Raw genomic sequence first — 13,702 nt, 5'->3', positions numbered from 1 at the left:
CTCCGGGGTGACCGCCCCGGGGTGACCGCAATGTGAATCCCTGCCAGTCTGGCGCGGGCGGCCGGGGAAGCCCAGGCTGCCGGGGTCGTGCCAGCCGCCAGCCCGGATGCCAGCGAGGAACAGAGCCGGATGCCCCCAGCCCCCGCCAAGCGCCCTCCCAGCCCGCAGAAGGAGCCGCCGGATTCCGATCTCTGGAAGCGGCAGTTCACCATCTGGTACATCCTGGGCGCCTTCTTCCTGCTGACCTTCCTCCAGTCCATCTGGGCGAACACCTCGCAGGTGGAGACCGTGCCCTACTCGCAGTTCGAGACCCTGCTTGCCGAGGGCAGGATCTCCGAGGTCACCGTCGCCCCGGACACCATCCGCGGCCAGCTCAAGGAGCCCGAGTCCAATGGGCGGCGCGAGGTCAGCGCCGTGCGTGTCGATCCCGCCCTGGCCGACCGGCTGAAACAGCAGGGTGTCACCGTCGTGCGCGGCACGCCGCCGCCGGGCTTCCTGACGCAGATGCTGACTTGGCTGGTGCCGATGGCGCTGCTCTACCTCGTCTGGATCTTCGCCTTCCGCCGCATCGCCGAGCGCCAGGGCCTCGGCGGGATGATGTCGATCGGCAAGTCCCGCGCCAAGATCTATGTCGAGAAGGACACCAGCGTGACCTTCGACGATGTCGCCGGGGTGGATGAGGCCAAGGCCGAGCTGCAGGAGGTCGTCTCCTTCCTCCGGGACCCGGCCTCCTATGGCCGGCTCGGCGGGCATGCGCCCAAGGGCATCCTGCTGGTCGGCCCGCCCGGCACCGGCAAGACCCTGCTGGCCCGCGCCGTGGCGGGCGAGGCCGGGGTGCCCTTCTTCTCCATCTCCGGCTCGGAATTCGTGGAGATGTTCGTGGGCGTCGGCGCTGCCCGGGTGCGCGACCTTTTCGCCGAGGCGCGCAAGGCCGCGCCCTGCATCATCTTCATCGATGAGCTGGACTCGCTGGGCCGAAGCCGTACCTCGGGACTGTCCGGCGGCGCGGATGAGAAGGAGCAGACGCTCAACCAGCTCCTGGCCGAGCTGGACGGCTTCGACCCGCGCAGCGGCGTGATCCTGCTGGGCGCCACCAACCGGCCGGAGGTGCTGGACCCTGCCCTGCTGCGCCCGGGTCGTTTCGACCGGCAGGTGCTGGTGGACCGTCCCGACCGCAAGGGGCGGCTGCAGATCCTGCGGGTGCATGCGCGCAAGATCCGCCTCGCTCCGGATGCGGACCTGGGCGCCGTCGCCGGCCTGACCCCGGGCGCGACGGGCGCGGACCTCGCCAACATGCTGAACGAGGCGGCGCTGGCCGCAACCCGGCGTCATGCGGAGGCAGTGGAGCAGAGCGACCTGATCGCGGCGGTGGAACGGGTGCTGGCGGGCGTCGAGCGCCGCAGCCGCATCCTCAGCCCGCCGGAGCGCCACCGCGTGGCGGTGCACGAGATGGGCCATGCGCTGGTCGCCGCCAACCTGACCGGCGTCGATCCGGTGCTGAAGGTCTCCATCATCCCGCGTGGCATCGGCGCCCTGGGCTATACCATGCAGAGCCCGGCGGAGGAGCGCTTCCTGCTGGCGCGCAGCGAGTTGCGCAACCGCATTGCCGTGCTGCTCGGCGGGCGGGCGGCGGAGACGCTGTTCTTCGACGGCGACATCTCCACCGGCGCCGCCGACGACCTGCAGCGCGCGACGGAAACGGCGCAGGAGATGGTGACGCGCTACGGCATGGCGGATGCCCTGGGCAACCGCACCTATGCGCCGCCGCGCCAGAGCTTCCTGGGCGACCTCGCCCTGCCGCCCTCGCGCGCCGAGGTGAGCGAGGTGACGGAGCGTGAGATCGACCTCGCCGTGCGGGATCTGGTGGAGGAGGCCAACCGCCGCGCCACACAGATCCTGGAGGCGCATCGCGACCAGGTCGAGGCGGGCAGCCGGCTGCTGCTGGAACAGGAAACCATCACCGCCGAGGATTTCCCGCCCCTGGTGCCGGCGGCGAAGCGCCGCGCCATCGAGGCGGTGCCCATGCCCCCCAGGCCCCGGAGCGCGGACACGGCGGAAGGCTGAAACGCGGGGGGCAGGCTCACCTCACGGCGCGATCACCATGCAGGCTCCGCGCTTCATCCGGGCGCAGGCCTGCCGGGCGCTCGTCTCGCTCAGCCCGGCCACCTGGGCGCGGTAGAGGGTCTGCCCCTTCAGTCGCACCTTCTCCACCCGCACCACCCCGGTATTGCGCGTGGCGCTCCGGCGCGCATGGCTGGCCACCTTGAGCGCGGAGGCATTGGTCGGCAGCGCGCCGACCTGCACCGCCCAGTCGCCCTTGCCGGCGCTGGCACGTGGCGCCGGGCGCGGAAGGGCGGGTGCCACGGTGGGCCGGGCGCTGGTGGTGGCCCGGCGCAGCAGCGGCTCCGCGGCGCCCATCGCCGGCGCGGCATTGGCACTGGGCACCAGCCCGGCCAGCACGCCGCCCCGGCTCACCGAACGGCCCGCCAGCAGCGTGTCGCCCCGCCCCGGCGGCGTGCCGGGCAGGTCGAAGCCACGGTCGAGCAGCGCCATGACATGGCTGTCGCGCTCCCGCCCCGTGGCGCCGCCGAAGACCACGGCGATCAGCCGCCGCCCATCGCGCCGCGCGCTGGTGACGATGTTGAAGCCGCTGGCATTGATGAAGCCTGTCTTCAGCCCGTCGGCGCCATCGTAGTTCTCGTTGACGTAGTTGTGGCTGGCGATGGTCTGGCCGCGCCAGCGGAATTCCGGCGTGCTGAAATAGGCGTAGCGGTTCGGGAAATCGCGGATCAGCCGCTGGGCCAGGATGGCCATGTCGCGCGCGGTGGTCACCTGCCGCGGGTCGGGCAGGCCGGAGGCATTGCGGAAGACCGTGCTGGTCATCCCCATCTGGCGCGCCCGCAGCGTCATCAGCCGGGCGAAGTGCGCCTCGCTGCCCTCGCCGAGGAATTCGCCCACGGCGGAGGCCGCGTCATTGGCGGATTTGGTCACCAGGGCCAGGATCGCGTCGCGGACGGTGATGGTGGAACCGGGCTTCAGCCAGAGCTTGGAGGGCGGCCGCGAGGCCGCGTGCCGCGACACGGGGATGCGGGTGGAGGGCGAGACGTCGCCCGATTCCAGCACCGTGAAGAGCATGTAGAGCGTCATCATCTTCGTGAGCGAGGCCGGGTAGCGCGGCTCGTCCGCGCTGGAAGCGGAAAGGACCTGCCCCGTGCCCGCGTCCACCACGATCGAGGCGTAGCGCTCGCTGCCGATCTGCGCCCTCGCCTCGCCGGGCAGGAGCCAAAGGGCGGCGACCGCCGCCAGCGCCAGCAGGCGCAGGCCACCTCGCAAGACGGCGCTGGTCTCGATCATGCGGTGTACTTTCCCCCTTCCGGACACCGCTCCCCCACGAAGCGCCGCCCGTCCTCCAAGCTCTGGGCGCCGGCGCGGCGGGCTGGCAACCGGGAATAACCGCCGGTTTATCCGGAAGGGGGTTTTTCCCGGCCTGGCGCGACCGTTAAGCCACAGTCGCACAAGGAATTTTTACCAAACCGCAAGCCACAGAAACATCACGAAACATGACGCGGAAGACAGTTACAGATGCCCAGGCCCGAGTCTTTTCCGCCCCTGCCGGCCCGGCCGCCGGCGACCCTGGTGGCGCCCTGCCCCCGCCGGATCAGGCCACCAGCCCGGTTTCCTCGCGCCGCCGGCGCTCGACCTCCTCGCCATAGCGGCGCAGCAGATGGCTGGCGGTGAGCAGGCCCAGCACCTTCCGGCTCTCCACCCCGTCGACCACCGCCAGCGCCTCGGTCTCCACCGTGTCGAAGACCGCCATGGCCTCCTTGGCGTTCATGGCCGGCAGCAGGGCCCGGTCGCGGAACTGCAGCAGCGGCTCCACCGTCTCCACCTCCGGCGCGGCGCCATAGGCCTCGGCCACGGAGATAAGGCCGGCATAGCGGCCCTGTTCGTCCACCGCGACGACGCGCGCGGTGGAACCCAGCGGGAAGTCCCGCTTGAAGGAGGAAAGCTTCGTGTCGTTGCGCACGGTCCGCAGGTCGCGGCGCATCAGCCTGCCGACGCTGAGCTCGCGCAGCCAGCCGATGTCGTGGGCGGAACGGATCGTCTCGCCGCGCAGATGGAAGCGCCAGGTGGCGAAGGAGTAGCCGAAGAGCCGCCGTGTCACGAGGCCGGCCACGGTCACCGCCGCCAGCACGCTGCCGGCCACGACGAAGTTGCCGGTGGTTTCCAGCGCCAGGAAGGTCATGGCCAGCGGCGCGCCCACCACAGCCGAGCCGAAGGCGCTCATCCCGACCAGGGACAGCAGCAGCGGGTCCATGCCCGGCAGCACGACATCCACCCCGGCGGCGAAGACCTTGCCGAGCAGCGCCCCCAGCAGCAGCGAGGCGAAGAACAACCCGCCGCGGAAGCCGGCACCGAGCGAGATCACCACGGCGAGGCTCTTCAGCAGCACCAGCCAGAGGATGTCGAGGCCGGTGGATTCGGTGGCGAAGGTGAAGTGCAGCGCCCCGTGCCCGGCCGAGAGCGCGATGGGCGAGATCAGGGCCAGCAGGCCCACCGCCAGCCCGCCCAGGGCCGGCCGCAGCGGCGCCCAGCGCAGGAAGCGGCGCATGTTGGCCTCGGTAAAGGTGACGCCGCGCATCAGCGCGATCCCGGACAGGGCGCAGACGAGGCCGAGGACCAGGGACAGCACATAGCCCTCCAGCCCCGGCGGCGTGACGCCGCCCGGCACCACCACATAGGTCTCGCCGCTCAGCGCCCGGGCCACCAGCGTGGCGGTGACGGCGCTGGCCACCACTGGGGCGAGGCTGGCGATGGCATAGGTGCCGATCACCAGCTCGAAGGCATAGAAGGCACCGGTCAGCGGCGCGTCGAAGGCGGCGGCGATGGCCCCGGCCGCGCCGCAGCCCACCAGCAGCCGCAGGTCCCCCCGCCGCAGTCCCAGCCGCTGCCCCAGCCAGGAGGAGATGCCGCTCGCTGCCTGGGTATAGCCTGCCTCCAGCCCCACCGAGGCGCCGAAGCCGTTGGAGACGATGTTCTGCACGGCGACCACCAGCCCGTCGCGAAAGGAGAGTTTGCCGCCATAGAGGGCATTGGCCTCGATCGGGTCCACCGGCTGGCGCGGATACCAGCGCGACAGGGCGAGGTTGATGGCCCCCAGCAGGATGCCGCCCAGCAGCGGCATGGTCAGCAGCATCAGCGGTGCCGCGCCGCGCAGGATGCTCAGCCCATGCGCGCTGGCCTCGCCGAAGAGATGCACGTGCAGCGCGCGCGCCAGCCCGCCCATCACCACGGCGACGAGGCCGCTCAGCACCCCGGTCAGCACGGCCAGCCCGACCAGCCCGAACTCGCTGGCGCGGAGCCAGGCCCGGAAGGAGGCCACGTCGCGGATGGGGCGCACATGCAGTCGGAGAGCGATCATGATCCGGCCCAGGGCCCCTGGCAGAAGACGGCGCCGCGACATACGCCACGGGGCGTGGATGACGGAAAGTCGACATGCTGGCCGCCGGCGTGGCGGACCGCCAGGGCCCGGGAGCCATGGCGAGGCTGGAACAGCAGAGAAACCGGGCCGAAAAAGGGCATCCCGTCCGGGGGCGCCGATGGGCGGCGCGTGGAACGCGGTTTGCGCCGCCGTCCGGGCTGGCTACCCTGCGCGCCTCAGCCCCATGAAGTGCCGATGCCCAGAAGCCCGCTGATCCTCGCCGCCCTGCTCCCGCTGCTCCTTCCGCCCCTGCCGGTCCGGGCCGAGTCGCCGCAGCCGGTGGCGGAGGGAAGCGTGCGGATGCAGACGGCGATCCGGGCCCCTCTGCCGCTGGCGGCGCGGGACGTGCTCTTCGCCCATGCCCGGCAGACGGGGGAAAACCCGGATTTCGACGCGCTGGCCGAGGCGCTGATGCCGCAGCCGGAGCTGCCCTCCCCGGTGCCATCCGCGCGGCGGCAGCGGCATGACGCGGCCTTCGCCGAAACGCGCCGGAAGCTGCGGGCCGAGTATGAGAGCTTCGACCCGGATCGCCCCTACCTGCTGCAATCCGCACCGCCATCGGCCGCTACGATCCCGGCCAGGGGGGATTGCCGGTGATGCTGAACGGCACCTTCTGGGTGCGGGACCCGACCTGGCGGTCGCATGGCTTCGGCCTGCGCTTCGACAACGCCCTGGCGGTCAGCACCCTGCCCGCGGCGAATGAGGCGGCGGCGGAGAAGCTGCTGGAGTCGGTCGGCCTGGACCCGCGGACGGCGGATGGCTGGCGCGGCATCCTGGAGGTCAGCCTCGTCCTGGGCGACACACTGCCGCAACCGGCGGGCATGAAGAGCGTACCGGTCGCCGCGCATCTCCTCACCGCCCGGCTGGTGCGGGAGGACGGGACCCTGATCCATGATTTCGGCCGCCTGCCCGGCGCCCTGCCCACCCGCCAGGCGCGGCCGGGCGAGCCGGTGCTGCGGACCGCGATGCTGGAGGGGCTGCGCCTGGGCATGCCGCTGGAGGAGGCCCGGGACGCCCTGCGGCAGCGCGGCTTCCGCAGCGTGGGGGGCGCCTTCTTCGACGGTGCCGGCACCACGGCGGGCGGGCGGCCGGGCTGCCATATGGGGCTGGTGGCGGACCGGCGCGCCTTCGGCGAGGCGCTGAGCGTGAAGGCCGATTTCACCGCCTGCATCGCCCTGCACCGGGCGCCCGAGCCGGAGGCCGGGGACGACGCGAGTGAGGATGCCGGGTCGCCGCGCCTGGGCGGCATCACCGCGCTGCGCTTCCTGCCCGGCGAATCCCAGGCGGCGCTGCGGCGGTCGCTGGAGCGGCGCTTCGGCCCCTCGATCACGGATGCGCAGGGCGAGGTCCTCTGGATCGGCCGCGACCCGGAAGCGCCGCACGACTCCCCGATGGTGGAGCTACGGGCGGAGTTCGTGCCCCTGGATGGGGGGCCGCAGCGTGTCCCCGGCCTGCTGCTCGGGCTGGAGCTGGAACCCTATCGCGCCGGTTCGGAGGCCTCCTGAACCCGGCCCGTCTCTCTTCCCCTCCGGACGCCTCCGCCCCCGCATGTCCGGACGAGGCGGTTTGAAGCCCGGCCGGCGCGAGGCCGGCCGCGGTGCCATGGCGGCCGGAAGCCGCCGGTTTTCCGGGCCGCTGCTGGGCCGCGCCCGGGGTTGGGCCGGGGGCTGGGTCCGGTTGCTGCTGCTGCTCTTCCTGGCCCTGCCGCTGGCGACGATCCTGGCCTTCCGTGTGCTGCCCGTGCCCGTGACGCCGCTGATGGTGATCCGCAGCATCCAGGGCCATGAGCTGCACCATGACTGGGTGCCCTATGACGCGATCGCGCCCAGCCTCGCACAGGCGGTGATCGCCTCGGAGGACAACACCTTCTGCAGCCAGACCCTGGGCTTCGACTTTCCCGCCCTGCGCGGCCAGATCGAGGCCCTGCTGGAGGGCGAGCGGCCGCGCGGCGCCAGTACCATCACCATGCAGACGGCCAAGAACCTGATGCTCTGGCCGGGGCGCGATCCCGTGCGCAAGCTGCTGGAATCCTGGCTGACGCCGCAGATCGCCCTGCTCTGGCCAAGGCAGCGGGTGCTGGAGGTCTATTTGAACATCGTCGAGTTCGGACCTGGCATCTATGGCGCGGAGGCCGCCGCCCGGGCCTTCTTCAACAAGCCCGCCTCGGCGCTGACGCTGCGGGAAGCCACCCAGCTCGCCGTGGTGCTGCCCAGCCCGCTGCACTGGAATGCCAGCCGGCCCAACACCTGGCTGCGCCAGCGCGCCGCCACGATCCGGGCGCGGATCGGGGAGCTGGGGCCACTGCTCGACTGCACCCGCTGAGGCGGGCCGGAGCCCACCCGGCATGTTGCCAGACCGCAGCAAAATGACGCAATCTCCGGTTGTGAATCCCAGCCCCACGCCACCCTTCTCCACAGTGGGCCGCCAGCGGCACCCTGCCCCGGAACCGCTGGAGACCCTGTCGGTGGCACCCCTCGACGGCAGGGCACCGGATGCCGGGCGGGCGTCCTGGCCGGGGATGCGGCGGCTGCGCGTTCCCGCCCACCTGCTGCGCTTCATCCTGCGGCACCCCCTGGCCGGCCGACGCCCTGCCGCCTCCCTCCTGCGCCTGTTGCGCTGGCAGGTCGGCGGGCGGCTGATCGGCATGCCGGCGGTGATGCCGTTCATCGGGCCGACGCGGCTTCTGCTGCAAAGGGGGCATTCCTCCGCCACCGCCAACCTCTATGCCGGTCTGAGCGATTTCGCGGAGATGGGCTTCCTGCTGCATCTGCTGCGCCCGGGTGATCTCTTCGCCGATATCGGCGCGAATATCGGCGCCTATACCGTGCTGGCCGCCGGGGTAGCCGGGGCGGAGGTGCTGGCTTTCGAGCCCTCCCCCGCCACGCTGCCGCATCTGCGCGACAACCTCCGCCTCAACGATCTGGAGGAGCGCGTGACGCTGCTGCCGCTCGCCCTGGGCGACCACCCCGGCACACTACGGCTCAGCGCACGCCGCGGCGCCGCCAACCGGGTGCTGCTGGAGCGCGAGGAGGAGGATAGCGTCCAGATCTCGGTTTCCACCCTGGACGAGATCCTGCCCCATCGGACGCCGCTGCTGCTGAAACTGGATGTGGAGGGCTACGAGGCCCGGATCCTGGCCGGCGCCGGAAGGCTCCTGGCCCGTCCGGGATTGCAGGCTGTCCTGGTCGAGACCATGGCGCATGCGGAACACTATGGCGACAGCACCCGGCGGATCGACGATCTCCTGCGGGCGCAGGGCTTCGCGCCCTTCGACTACGACCCGCGCCGCCGCACCCTCACGCGGCGCGATGCGCCAGGCGATCCGAACACGCTTTACCTGCGGCAGTTGGATGCCGTGGCGGCCCGTCTCGCCACCGCGGCCACCATTCCGGTGCTCGGCGAGCACATCTGAAGCAGGCGGTGGCCTGACAACGGCCCGGCGAAAAGCAGGGATGCGGGGGAAGGCCGCCCCCATCCAGGGCGGCGGGCGCCGGAGCGATGCGCCGCGGGGTCAGCGGCGCAGCCGGGAAGTCCCTTGCTGGGTCAGGGCCGTCGGGTTCCGCTTCCGGGGCGGCAGGTGGCGACGGTCGCGGATGTAGTGGATCAGCGCGGCAACGAGCAGGAGAACGAGCAGCAGGGCACCCGCATCCGCGGCATAGGTGCCGTTCCCGACCGTGTCACCATGAGGAAGCCGCTCCGCGAGCAGCGTCATGTCTGGTCCCGACACGGCGATCACCTTCTCCATCTTCATTCTCCTTGCCCGTCCGCAACAGGCGTTCCGACAGAGACCCGTGGCCCACAGAAACGTTCCCGTGCGGGCTACGGCCCAGCCAGCAAGGTTTCATTCATGTGGATTGATATCATTTTCTCTACAATTCCAACTTTAACACACCCTCATGAGCAAGTGTATCACTTTCGCGGATTTTGTTACCTGGTCGGCAGGAAAATCAATCCATGTGAGAAATATGCCCTTCATGCGAAGGAAAGGCACAGATTCGCACCACTTTGGAGCAACGGTGAAACAAGGCCCGTACCTCCCTTCTAGAGATTATAGTCACGATTTGATGCGAATATGTTTTTTTGAACGCTTCTTGCGCTACCCTCCCCGGGGCTCGCCTCCTGCCGCAGGGACGGATTCCGCCCCGGCGGGAACTGCTCTAGAACCCCGGTCATGACCGTCCTCGCCATCCAAGACCTCACCGTGCGCCTCGCGGGCCGGACGCTGCTGGACGGCGCCTCGCTGCAACTCGATCCCGGGCACAAGATCGGACTCGTCGGCCGTAACGGGGTCGGCAAATCCACCCTGTTCCGTGTCCTGACCGGCCAGTTGCAGCCCGATGGCGGCGAGGTCCGCTTCGCGGCCCGGGCCCGCATGGCCTATCTGGCGCAGGAGGCGCCGGGCGGTGCCGCCCCGCTGCTCGACACGGTGCTGGAGGCCGATACCGAGCGCGCCGCCCTGCTGGCCGAGCTGGAAGCCGGGGTGGAGCCGCTGCGTGAGGCCGAACTGCATGAGCGCCTGCGCGCGATCGGCGCCGACGCCGCCCCGGCCCGGGCCGCCACGGTGCTGGCGGGGCTGGGCTTCGACGCGGCGGCGCAGGCGCGGCCGGTGGGCGAATATTCCGGCGGCTGGCGCATGCGCGTGGCCCTCGCCCGGGCGCTGTTCCTGGAGCCCGACCTGCTGCTGCTGGACGAGCCGACCAACCACCTGGACCTGGAGGCGACGATCTGGCTGGAAGGCTGGCTGAGGCGCTTCGCCGGCGCCGCCATCATCATCAGCCATGACCGCGACCTGCTGGACCGCTGCGTGGACGGGATCGCGCATCTGGAAGGTGGGAAGATCACCGCCTACCCCGGCGGCTATGGCGAGTTCCTGCGCATCCGCAACGAGCGCCGGGCGCAGCAGGTGGCCCAGAATGCCAAGGTCGCCGCCGAGCGCGCGCATATGCAGGCCTTCGTGGACCGCTTCCGCTACAAGGCCAGCAAGGCGCGGCAGGCCCAGTCGCGCCTGAAGGCGCTGGAGAAGCTGCCGCCGATCGAGGCGGTGACGGAGGATCGTGTCACCCCCTTCGTCTTCCCGGAACCCGCCGAGGTGGCGCCGCCGATCCTGACCATGATGGGCGCGAGCGTGGGCTATGACGGGCGCCCCATCCTGCGCGGGCTGGACCTGCGGCTGGACAGCGACGACCGCGTGGCGCTGCTGGGCGCCAATGGCAACGGCAAGTCCACCCTGGCCAAGCTGATCGCCGGACGGATGGAGGCGATGGGCGGCGAGGTCCGCCGCACACCGCGGCTCAAGGTCGGCTTCTTCGCGCAGCACCAGGCGGAGGAGCTGAACCCGGAGGGCACGCCGCTCACCCATATGCAGGCGGCGCTGCCCAAGGCCACCGAGACGCAGTGCCGCGCCCAACTTGCCCGCTTCGGCCTGGACGAGGACCGCGCCACGACCCTGGTGCGCGACTGCTCCGGCGGGGAGAAGGCGCGGCTGCTGCTGGCGCTCTGCACGCGCGACGCGCCGCAACTGCTGATCCTCGACGAGCCGACCAACCACCTGGACATGGATGCGCGCGAGGCGCTGATCCGCGCCCTGGCCGATTACGGCGGCGCGGTGGTGCTGATCACCCATGACCCGCGGCTGGTGGAGCTGGTGGCCGACCAGCTCTGGCTGGTGGCGGATGGCGCCGTGTCGTCCTTCGACGGCGACATGGAGGACTACCGGAATTTCCTGCTCGAACGCGCCCGCCCGGTGGCGCGCGACACGGGCCCGGCGAAACGCGACGACCGCCGCGAGCGCGCCGAGGCCCGCGCCGCCCTGGCGCCGCTGCGCGAACGGGTGAAGCAGATCGAGAAGCTGCTGGAAAAGCTGCGGCTGGAGGATGGGCTGATCGAGCGCAAACTGGCCGATCCGGAATTCTACACCCGGCGCAAGCCGGCCGACATCGCCTGGGCCAATACCCGCCGTGCCGCCATCGCCAAGGAGGTGGAGGCGCTGGAGGAGGAATGGCTGTCCCTGGGGGAACGGCTGGAAGCGGCATGAGCGCCATCCGCCGCGCCCATCCCGGCGAGGCGCGGCGCATCGCCGAGCTCCATGCCGCCGCCTGGCGGGAAACCTATCCCGGCCTGCTGCCCGAAGCGGTGATCGCCGCGCGGACGGTGGAGCGCGGCGAAGCGGTGTGGCGCGAGGTGCTGGCCGGCGCCGCGCCGCGTCCGGTCTTCGTGGTGCAGGAAGCGCCCGGTGCTCCCCTCCTCGGCTTCGGCGCCTGCGGCCCGCAACGGGACGTGGATCTGCGGGCGGCGGGCTTTCCCGGCGAGGTCACTGCCCTCTACCTGTTGCGCGCCGGGCAGGGCCTTGGCCATGGCGGCCGGATGCTGCGGCGGATGGCCCAGGCGCTGGAAGGGATGGCACTGACGCCTTTCGCGCTCTGGGTGCTGAGCACCAACCGGCAGGCCCGGGATTTCTACGCGCGGCTCGGCGGAACGCCGGTGCTGGAGCGGCAGGCCCAACTGTCCGGCCATGCCGTCCCTGAAACCGCCTATGGCTGGCATCGTCCGCTGCCGGATACCGCGCCCCGCGCCTGACACCGGCTCCCGCAGACACGCCCGTGGAGGCGATGCCTCTACCCGCGTTCCGGATGCACGATCACCGCCCGCTGGCCGGGCATTCCCGTCCCCTCGCCCAGCCGGACGGTGCCGTCGGCCTGAGGCACGGCCAGCGGCGCCACGCGCACCGTCCCGGCCGTGCCATCGGGCGGCAGGCCGAGCAGCGCCGCCACGCGCGGACCCACCACGAGGGTCGGCTGCTCCGCGCCGCGGGGCTCGCCCTGCTGTCCGACACGCACCATGGCCCAGCGGCCATTGGCGGGATTGGTCACCCGCAGCGTGCTGCCGGCCGGCAGGCTGTTGCTGAGGGCCAGATCACCAGCGAGATCGTAGCTGCCGCGCCCGACGCGCCCCGCGCCCTTGCCGGAAGGGTCCCGCACGAGGAGCTGCATGTCGGTCTCCCGCCCGGAGCGGTCGATCTGCGGCCGGTCCGCCAGCGCTGGAGCGGCGAGCGGCCCTCCCAGCAAGTTGAGGCCCAGCAGGGCGATGCCCGCGATCCGCCGGATTGCCATCATCTCTGCCTCCCTCGCCGTTCCGGTTAAAGCTCGATGTTAAGACGCGGCTGGAAGCACCGGGTTTGAAAGGAGAGACGGTTTTGGGAAAATCCTCCCGACACGAGATCGGGAAATCCAGCGTGGTCAAGGGCCTGGCCTGGGGTACCCGGGCTTGTGTCTTTGCGCCACGGATGGGCTGGGGCATGACACGGGCGGATCAGGACAGGCGGCGGGCTGGCCCCAGCCGGTGCCGTACCCGCGAAGGAGGCCATCGATGCGGCGACGCGCTCTCCTGGCGGCGGGGGCATCCGGCATGGTGATCGCGGCGGGCCAGCCGGGAGAAACGGTGGCGCCCCCTCTCCGGCGCCGACAGTGGGAAATGCTGGCGGGCGGCGAGGCCAGCCGCCCCTACCGGATCTATTTGGCCGAACCCGCCGCCCCGCCACCGCCACAGGGCTTCCCGCTTTTCCTGCTGCTCGACGGCGACGGGCATTTCGAGCCCGCCGTGGCCGCGCTGGAGGCCCGTGGCGACAGCGCCGTGATCGCCGCCATCGGCTACCCGGGCGAGAACCGGCGGGAGCTCGACTACACCGTGCCGGCCACGCCCCCGATCCCGGGGGAAGGCGGCGCCCCGGCCTTTCTGGCCTTCGTCCAGGACGAGCTGCTGCCGCGCCTGGAGCGGGAAGCGAGGCTGGACCCGGCCGATCGGTCTTTTCGGCCATTCCTATGGCGGCCTCTTCGTGCTCCACACGCTGTTCCGCCAGCCCGGCCTGTTCCGCAATCATGTCGCGGCCAGCCCCTCGATCGGCTATGGCCAGGGTGCGGTCCTGCCGGCGGAGGCCGGCTTCGAGGCCGCCCCGCCGGAGATCGCGCCCCGGCTGCGGCTGCTGGTCACGGTCGGCGAGCTGGAGCAGCCGCGCCCCCCGGCGCCGATCACGGAACGGGCCCGCATCGCCCGGCAGGTGGACCGGGCGCGAGACCTCGTGGAACGGCTCGCGAAACTGGGGCCCGCCGGTCCCGAGGTCGCCTTCCATCTCTTTCCCGGCGAAACCCACCAGTCGGTGGTGGACCCGGCCATCCGTCTCGGCCTGGATTTCGCGCTGGGGCGCTGAAGGGTTCCGCCGGGCGG

Annotated in this window: 12 protein-coding genes; 8 read left to right on the top strand and 4 right to left on the bottom strand. The window is 71.4% G+C overall.

The features are described 5' to 3' along the window. Positions 1-129: 129 nt before the first annotated feature. Positions 130-2,064 (top strand): ATP-dependent zinc metalloprotease FtsH, encoded by a 1,935-nt coding sequence (gene ftsH, locus MVG78_RS09235; RefSeq protein ID WP_247560212.1) that lies wholly within the window; start codon positions 130-132, stop codon positions 2,062-2,064. A gap of 21 nt (positions 2,065-2,085) precedes the next feature. Here ftsH and MVG78_RS09230 read toward each other — a convergent pair whose 3' ends face one another. Further along, positions 2,086-3,354: a D-alanyl-D-alanine carboxypeptidase gene (locus tag MVG78_RS09230; protein ID WP_247560210.1), complete on the bottom strand. Its 1,269-nt coding sequence runs from the start codon at positions 3,352-3,354 to the stop codon at positions 2,086-2,088. A gap of 304 nt (positions 3,355-3,658) precedes the next feature. Then, entirely contained in the window at positions 3,659-5,422 is a 1,764-nt protein-coding gene (locus MVG78_RS09225) for a chloride channel protein (protein WP_247560208.1), read from the bottom strand. Between the two features lie 255 nt (positions 5,423-5,677). Between MVG78_RS09225 and MVG78_RS09220 the strand changes: the two genes are divergently transcribed. From MVG78_RS09220 to MVG78_RS09205, 4 genes are all read left to right on the top strand, one after another. Further along, positions 5,678-6,079, top strand: coding sequence for a hypothetical protein (locus MVG78_RS09220; RefSeq protein ID WP_247560206.1), 402 nt, complete (start codon positions 5,678-5,680; stop codon positions 6,077-6,079). After that, the gene (locus MVG78_RS09215) at positions 6,079-6,987 is read left to right on the top strand and encodes a hypothetical protein (protein ID WP_247560205.1); all 909 of its coding nucleotides are present in this window, start codon (positions 6,079-6,081) and stop codon (positions 6,985-6,987) included. The genes MVG78_RS09220 and MVG78_RS09215 overlap by 1 nt, the downstream gene beginning before the upstream one ends. Positions 6,988-7,084: 97 nt before the next feature. After that, positions 7,085-7,804, top strand: coding sequence for a monofunctional biosynthetic peptidoglycan transglycosylase (gene mtgA, locus MVG78_RS09210; RefSeq protein ID WP_247560203.1), 720 nt, complete (start codon positions 7,085-7,087; stop codon positions 7,802-7,804). A 142-nt stretch (positions 7,805-7,946) separates the two neighbouring features. Next, on the top strand, positions 7,947-8,894 hold the full coding sequence (locus tag MVG78_RS09205) for an FkbM family methyltransferase (RefSeq protein ID WP_247560200.1): 948 nt from the start codon (positions 7,947-7,949) through the stop codon (positions 8,892-8,894). A 99-nt stretch (positions 8,895-8,993) separates the two neighbouring features. On the opposite strand, the gene MVG78_RS09200 is transcribed toward MVG78_RS09205, so the two are convergent. After that, on the bottom strand, positions 8,994-9,227 hold the full coding sequence (locus MVG78_RS09200) for a hypothetical protein (protein WP_247560198.1): 234 nt from the start codon (positions 9,225-9,227) through the stop codon (positions 8,994-8,996). Between the two features lie 426 nt (positions 9,228-9,653). Between MVG78_RS09200 and MVG78_RS09195 the strand changes: the two genes are divergently transcribed. Next, the gene (locus tag MVG78_RS09195) at positions 9,654-11,516 is read left to right on the top strand and encodes an ABC-F family ATP-binding cassette domain-containing protein (RefSeq protein ID WP_247560196.1); all 1,863 of its coding nucleotides are present in this window, start codon (positions 9,654-9,656) and stop codon (positions 11,514-11,516) included. Next, entirely contained in the window at positions 11,513-12,058 is a 546-nt protein-coding gene (locus tag MVG78_RS09190) for a GNAT family N-acetyltransferase (RefSeq protein WP_247560193.1), read from the top strand. Before MVG78_RS09195 ends, MVG78_RS09190 begins: the two co-directional genes overlap by 4 nt. Positions 12,059-12,096: 38 nt before the next feature. On the opposite strand, the gene MVG78_RS09185 is transcribed toward MVG78_RS09190, so the two are convergent. Next, positions 12,097-12,594 carry a septal ring lytic transglycosylase RlpA family protein gene (locus MVG78_RS09185; protein WP_247560191.1) on the bottom strand — a complete coding sequence of 166 codons (498 nt, stop codon included), beginning with the start codon at positions 12,592-12,594 and terminating at the stop codon, positions 12,097-12,099. Between the two features lie 719 nt (positions 12,595-13,313). Here MVG78_RS09185 and MVG78_RS09180 point away from each other — a divergent pair. Beyond that, a complete protein-coding gene (locus tag MVG78_RS09180) occupies positions 13,314-13,685 on the top strand; it encodes an alpha/beta hydrolase (protein ID WP_247560189.1) in 372 nt (123 codons plus the stop codon). Positions 13,686-13,702: the final 17 nt, after the last annotated feature.

Origin of the sequence: Roseomonas gilardii subsp. gilardii (assembly GCF_023078375.1) — a bacterium.
In the GTDB taxonomy this organism is placed as follows: Bacteria; Pseudomonadota; Alphaproteobacteria; order Acetobacterales; family Acetobacteraceae; genus Roseomonas; species Roseomonas gilardii.
The sequence above is the reverse complement of the archived record's forward strand: the minus strand, read 5'-3'. Positions and strand labels throughout refer to the sequence as shown.

Coding starts and splice junctions, on each gene's coding strand:
- MVG78_RS09220 (WP_247560206.1), top strand. CDS start 5,678: ATGCCCAGAAGCCCGCTGATCCTCGCCGCCCTGCTCCCGCTGCTCCTT.
- MVG78_RS09200 (WP_247560198.1), bottom strand. CDS start 9,227: ATGGAGAAGGTGATCGCCGTGTCGGGACCAGACATGACGCTGCTCGCG.
- MVG78_RS09185 (WP_247560191.1), bottom strand. CDS start 12,594: ATGATGGCAATCCGGCGGATCGCGGGCATCGCCCTGCTGGGCCTCAAC.
- MVG78_RS09230 (WP_247560210.1), bottom strand. CDS start 3,354: ATGATCGAGACCAGCGCCGTCTTGCGAGGTGGCCTGCGCCTGCTGGCG.
- MVG78_RS09195 (WP_247560196.1), top strand. CDS start 9,654: ATGACCGTCCTCGCCATCCAAGACCTCACCGTGCGCCTCGCGGGCCGG.
- MVG78_RS09190 (WP_247560193.1), top strand. CDS start 11,513: ATGAGCGCCATCCGCCGCGCCCATCCCGGCGAGGCGCGGCGCATCGCC.
- mtgA (WP_247560203.1), top strand. CDS start 7,085: ATGGCGGCCGGAAGCCGCCGGTTTTCCGGGCCGCTGCTGGGCCGCGCC.
- MVG78_RS09225 (WP_247560208.1), bottom strand. CDS start 5,422: ATGATCGCTCTCCGACTGCATGTGCGCCCCATCCGCGACGTGGCCTCC.
- ftsH (WP_247560212.1), top strand. CDS start 130: ATGCCCCCAGCCCCCGCCAAGCGCCCTCCCAGCCCGCAGAAGGAGCCG.
- MVG78_RS09215 (WP_247560205.1), top strand. CDS start 6,079: ATGCTGAACGGCACCTTCTGGGTGCGGGACCCGACCTGGCGGTCGCAT.